The organism is Nitrospira sp. BLG_2 (assembly GCF_049222245.1).
On sequence record NZ_JBLYIG010000401.1, the window covers coordinates 1 to 5855 of the forward strand.

Sequence of the window (5855 nt, forward strand, 5' to 3'; positions counted from 1 at the left end):
ATCGGCCTGCGGCATTGAGCCGAGGCCCAAGTGTAAACGCGATGGTTTCCGTCGTGCATTCGCGGCTGATACCGGCGACATGCTTCAAGGCCCGTATGCCGCAGCGCGCCCCCCGTGAAATCTGAGCGAGACCTTCTCGAACGAATAGTCGATTTTCGTCTTGAAGCGGAACCACATCAGCAATCGTGGCAAGCGCGACCAAATCCAATAGCGATCCCAGAGGCGCCGAACCGGATCCGTACTTTATGTCATATGCCTGGGCAACCTTGTACGCCAGACCACCGGAACAAAGCCCATGAAAGGGATATTGGGCTTCGGGTCGATGCGGATTCATCACCGCCAACGCCGGAGGCATTTCCATGCCGCTTTGATGGTGGTCGGTTACGACGACATCGACACCCAATTGATTGGCAAGGCCGATCTCACGATGAGACGTCGTTCCGCAATCGGAAGTCACCAATAAGGAGACACCCTCTTTCGCCAAGGTCCGAACTGCATTTTCGTTGAGTCCATATCCTTCACGCACACGATGGGGAACATAGGCCCGGACTTTGGCGCCGAGGCCTCTGAAAAATGAAAGATAAATACTCGTGGCGGACATGCCGTCGACATCGTAATCTCCATAAAAACATACGACCTCGCGCCGTTGCATGGCCAGATACAGACGGTCAACCGCCGATTCCATATCGGGAATCAAGAAGGGATCATGGTTCCGGAGGGAAGACATCCAGGCTGTCGCCTGGTCCACGTTCGTGACACCCCGGTTGAGCAACAACGAGGCAGTAGCCGAGGAGATTGATAAGGCCTGTGATAAGAGGCCTCGTTGGATCGGATCGACCTGGCGAACGACCCAGAGCTTAGACTTCATCCCCGCCTCCTTAAGAGCCTGGGCCGCCTCACGATTCAGACCACGAATCTCAGGGGAACGACGAAGACTGTAATAAGTCGTTTCTGCTTTGTCAAACCAACGGCCTTGGAGAAGGCCTAGGACGAGGCGAGAGGGAGCAGGGAGGATGAGATCAGCGCTATTCTCCTCCTTTCTGAACGTAGTTCTTCACAAATTCTTCAGCGTTTTTTTCAAGGACATCATCAATTTCATCGACCAGCTTGTCGATATCGTCCTTGATCTTCTTGCCGGCTTCGACGACCTTGGGATTTGCCTTGACTTCTTCCTTTCCTTGCGGCTCTCGCCTGGTTTCTTGCTTTCGTTCTTGCTTTTCCATCCGAGCACCTCCCGTGGACCAGGGGAACCCTCAAGATCAGCCGATTACTCCAGTGATAACCTCACCATACCCTAGGGTACCGAAACCCGTCAAGACAGGGTGTGAAACGAAAAGCGCCGAGCCCCAGATGAGACTCGGCGCTTCTGCATCTCGGTATTCCCAGATACTTGTGCAATAACTTAACGTGCGATCAGCGATACGATGAGCAAGGCAACGATATTGATGACCTTGATCATCGGGTTCACAGCCGGTCCCGCCGTATCCTTATACGGATCACCCACCGTGTCGCCGGTAACTGCTGCTTTATGTGTGTCAGTCCCCTTCAAGCCCTGCTCCTCGATGAATTTCTTGGCGTTGTCCCACGCACCTCCACCGCTCGTCATGGAAATTGCGACGAATAAGCCGGTTACAATGCTACCGACCAGCACACCGCCAAGCGCTTGGGGGCCAAGCACCAAACCGACGATCACTGGCGAAACCACCGGAATCAAACCGGGGATCATCATCTTCTGAATCGCCGCTTGGGTCACGATGTCGACGCAGGTGCCGTACTCCGGCTTGCCTGTACCCTCCATAATGCCCTTGATCGTTCTGAACTGCCGCCGCACTTCTTCCACGATCAAGCCCCCCGCTTCGCCGACGGCCCGCATACACAGTGAACTGAAGATAAACGGAAGCATCCCACCGAGAAAGAGACCAACCAAGACTTTGGGATTTGACAGATCGAATGCAGCCAGGGCCGGATTATGCGCCGCGACTTCCCGGGAATATTCGGCGAAGAGTACCACTGCCGCCAAACCGGCGGACCCGATCGCATAACCTTTCGTCACGGCCTTCGTCGTGTTGCCGACGGCATCCAACGGATCGGTGATATCGCGAACTTCTTTGCCTAAATGCGACATTTCGGCAATCCCTCCGGCATTGTCGGTGATCGGGCCAAACGCATCGATCGCCACGACGATACCGGCCATTGAGAGCATGGCCACTGCCGCCACTGCCACACCGTACAACCCGCCTGACTCCGCGCCACCGCAAATCCAGTAGCTACCGAGAATCGCCGCTGCAATCACCACGACCGGCGCCGCCGTCGACTGCATGCCGACCGCCAAGCCGGCGATGATGTTCGTTGCATGGCCGGTTTCGCTCGCTTTTGCAATGTACTTCACCGGCTCATAGTTCTTGGACGTGTAATAGTCGGTAATGAACACGAGCGCCAACGTGACGGCCAATCCGATCAATGCCGCGAAATAGTAGTTCATCCCACTGACGCCACCCACGCCGTCCATGATCTTTGAGGTGATCGGGAAAAACGCGATAGCCGCAATGCCGCCGGCTACGAACAAGCCTTTGTAAAGCGCCGTCATGATCTCCCCGCCAGGGGAGACCTTCACAAAGAGAATGCCGATGATGGTCGCGAAAATCGTCACACCGCCGAGCGCCAACGGATAGAGGATGGGGGCCGTAGATCCCTTGAACATGGTGAAGGCCAGCACCATCGCCGCCACGGTGGTTACGGCATAGGTTTCAAACAGGTCTGCCGCCATTCCCGCGCAATCTCCCACATTGTCACCGACGTTATCAGCGATGACGGCCGGATTCCGCGGATCATCTTCCGGAATGCCCGCCTCCACTTTGCCGACCAAGTCGGCACCGACGTCGGCTGCCTTCGTGTAGATACCGCCACCGACGCGTGCGAAGACGGAGATGAGACTGCCCCCGAATCCAAGACTGAGCAACGCATGAATGGCTTTCTCCTGTCCGGCTACGGATTCAGCGATGGTGTAGAACCCGGTAATAGCCAGAAGTCCCAGACCGATCAGCAACAAACCGGTCACTGCGCCACCACGGAATGCCACGGTCAGAGCTGCATTCATGCCGTTATGGGCTGCTTGGGCCGTCCGCACATTCGCTCGAACCGCGATAATCATGCCCACGTAGCCGGCGATGGCCGAAGCTCCCGCGCCGACCAAAAAGCCGACGGCAGTGATCAGACCAAATTTATCCGACACGGCTCCGGCAGCCGCCAGGATGACAAACAGGCCTGCCGCCACATATCCGACGGTCTTGTACTGACGATTCATATAGGCGCCGGCACCTTCTTGAATGGCCTTCGCAATTTCCTGCATCTTGGCGTTGCCGGCGTCGAGCCTGAACACCCACATTGCGAGGTACAGCCCATAGGCAATACCAGCCACGGCTGCTATGAGGGCAAACGTAATAATCGCTGAGTCACTCACGGGAAATCCTCCTGTGGTTAAACGGGCTCTTTATGTCACACGGCACTCCGTGGCTTCAACCCATCTAAAGCACATGCGAGAGTGGGCAAATCCAAGGCGGGCGGAGTCGAACTCGAAGCTAACCACCCAAAAAGCTGGGCCATTCTATTAGAGTCCTACTGAGCGGATCAAGGGCAAAAGACTCCCTTTGCCGATCTGGATAGACTAGGGCTTTGATAGCAGAAGGAATGGTAGGATGTGGATACTTTCAAACAACACAAGGGTTTGCCCATGAGAAGGTTTATACTTTGGACCACTTTGTGTTTCACCAGCCTCCTCACTGCATGCGGAGGAGAAAGTGACACACAGGACGGCACCCCGGCCTCAACCACTTTGAAACTCCAAACCATCGCGAGCAATCTGAACTCCCCGGTATTCTTGACCGCTCCCCCTGGGGATGCGAATCGCCTGTTTGTCCTGGAACAGGGAGGCGCTATTAGAGTTCTCGATCGGGCAACCGGGAACGTGCTTTCGACATTTCTAACACTGACCGGCGTCACGAGCGGAGGGGAACGAGGATTACTGGGTTTGACCTTTGACCCAAACTACAATGCCAATGGTCGGTTCTACACTCACTATACCGACGCCAATGGGGCGATCACTATTGCTCGATTTTTGGTGTCGTCAACCGATGTCAATATCGCTGAACCGACTTCACAGGTCATCTTAGTGTCCATTCCTCATCCAACCTTCGCCAATCATAACGGAGGCATGTTGGCATTCGGATCGGATGGTTGCCTGTACGCTGCCGTTGGAGACGGGGGAAGCTCAGGGGACCCGAACAATAACGCCCAAAATCCCGCAAGCCGATTGGGAAAACTGCTCCGTATCGATCCGACCACCGGGATAGCCTGCACCAATGGAACACTCAACCCTTTCGTCCTCAGTGGAGGCGATCCGCTGATCTGGAGCTATGGATTACGTAATCCGTGGCGTTTTTCGTTCGATGGAGACGACCTGTATCTCGGCGACGTCGGCCAAGGCGCCCGAGAGGAGATTAATGTATCGTCAGGCCTCAACGCCGGAAGAGGACTCAATTACGGTTGGCGACTGATGGAAGGCTCAGCATGTTTTAACCCAACCGCTGACTGTAATAACGGAACACTCACGTTGCCGACTATAGAATATACACACGACAACGGAGCTTGCTCCGTTACCGGCGGTTACGTGTATCGCGGCCAAGCAGCGCCGGCGATCCAAGGGACCTATTTCTATGCAGATTTCTGCGCCGGTTTTGTCCGCAGTTTCCGCTTCAATAACGGCTCTGCTCTCGAACAAAGGGAATGGCCGCTGCTTGCTGCCCCTTCACTCACCAGCTTCGGCCAAGATGCCTTGGGAGAACTCTATATTTTGACCCAGGGCGGCAACGTATCTCGGATCGTCCCGAACTAGAACTCTTTCCATATAGGTGACCCCACAACTCCTCTTTGTAATGTCGCACCACTTAGTTGAATAAACTCGGGGTGCATGAGCCCATCCAGGTTAAATCGGTTAAGGATCGAGAAAACAATCCGCTCCATACGCTTCGCATCTTCCATCACAGTCGAGCTTGGGGCGGGATTCCACACCGGAACCCAGATGGTAGAGGAAGTCTTCTGCTCTGTTGAAGCCCTGTCCCGAAACGGGATCAGCGCCAGTGCTCGGCTATTTCCAGCGGAGTTATGTTACAGTCTCCGGTCGGCTATGGAACGAAGGAGAGCGCACCGATGAGACACACAGGTATTGTTGAGGACGAGACGGAGCTCTCGATAATCCGGCCTCCTTGCCTCGTCACAGCCGGCTGGTTATGTGCGAGTCTTCTTGTCTGGAGCCTCACCGGATGCTCTACGCCATCAGGACCGGTGGAACCGGCCACGCCTCCTTCCGCGACAGCCGGCAGCGCAGCCGTCGACTATTGGCGGGATGTGCAACCGATCTTCGAACGCCGCTGCGCGGTCTGCCATGGCTGCTATGACGCGCCTTGTCAATTGAACCTGAGCGCCTATGAGGGCATCGTACGCGGCGCACACAAGAAGCCCATCTACGACATCACACGACTTCGCACGGCGGAACAGACCAGGCTATTCGAGGATGCCCATTCGGTCGCGGACTGGCGCAAGAAACACTTTTTCCCGGTCATGCAGGAGCATGCGCATGCGACCGAGGAAGCCCGCAGCGCCGCGGTACTCCCCCGCATGCTGACGCTCAAGCGGGCCCACCCGCTTCCGTCTCAGCCATTGCTCCCCGAATCATTCGACTTGTCGCTCGATCGGAAACAGCAATGTCCCACCGAGTCCGAGTTCAATTCCTTTAGCGCTGACTACCCGCTCTGGGGCATGCCCTATGGCTTGCCGGGCCTGAATGATGTGGAGCACTC

5 protein-coding genes are annotated in these 5855 nt (G+C 55.8%); 2 read left to right on the forward strand and 3 right to left on the reverse strand.

Annotated features, from left to right (window positions below; genetic code table 11):
- The 3 genes from ACOSYY_RS11045 to ACOSYY_RS11055 all read right to left on the reverse strand — a co-directional run.
- A partial coding sequence (locus tag ACOSYY_RS11045; RefSeq protein WP_421662415.1) for a single-stranded-DNA-specific exonuclease RecJ occupies nucleotides 1–868 on the reverse strand: 868 nt, incomplete at its 3' end.
- A 157-nt stretch (nucleotides 869–1025) separates the two neighbouring features.
- Nucleotides 1026–1223 (reverse strand): ubiquitin-like protein Pup, encoded by a 198-nt coding sequence (locus ACOSYY_RS11050; protein ID WP_421662416.1) that lies wholly within the window; start codon nucleotides 1221–1223, stop codon nucleotides 1026–1028.
- Between the two features lie 179 nt (nucleotides 1224–1402).
- The gene (locus ACOSYY_RS11055; RefSeq protein WP_421662417.1) at nucleotides 1403–3460 is read right to left on the reverse strand and encodes a sodium-translocating pyrophosphatase; all 2058 of its coding nucleotides are present in this window, start codon (nucleotides 3458–3460) and stop codon (nucleotides 1403–1405) included.
- A gap of 270 nt (nucleotides 3461–3730) precedes the next feature.
- On the opposite strand from ACOSYY_RS11055, the gene ACOSYY_RS11060 reads away from it, so the two are divergent.
- Both ACOSYY_RS11060 and ACOSYY_RS11065 read left to right on the forward strand, forming a co-directional pair.
- On the forward strand, nucleotides 3731–4891 hold the full coding sequence (locus tag ACOSYY_RS11060) for a PQQ-dependent sugar dehydrogenase (protein WP_421662418.1): 1161 nt from the start codon (nucleotides 3731–3733) through the stop codon (nucleotides 4889–4891).
- A gap of 314 nt (nucleotides 4892–5205) precedes the next feature.
- Nucleotides 5206–5855: fatty acid cis/trans isomerase (locus ACOSYY_RS11065; RefSeq protein WP_421662419.1), on the forward strand; the 650-nt coding region annotated here is incomplete at its 3' end.

Excerpts from the sequence above, each read along its gene's own strand:
- ACOSYY_RS11050 (WP_421662416.1), bottom strand. The coding sequence starts at position 1,223 with ATGGAAAAGCAAGAACGAAAGCAAGAAACCAGGCGAGAGCCGCAAGGA.
- ACOSYY_RS11060 (WP_421662418.1), top strand. The coding sequence starts at position 3,731 with ATGAGAAGGTTTATACTTTGGACCACTTTGTGTTTCACCAGCCTCCTC.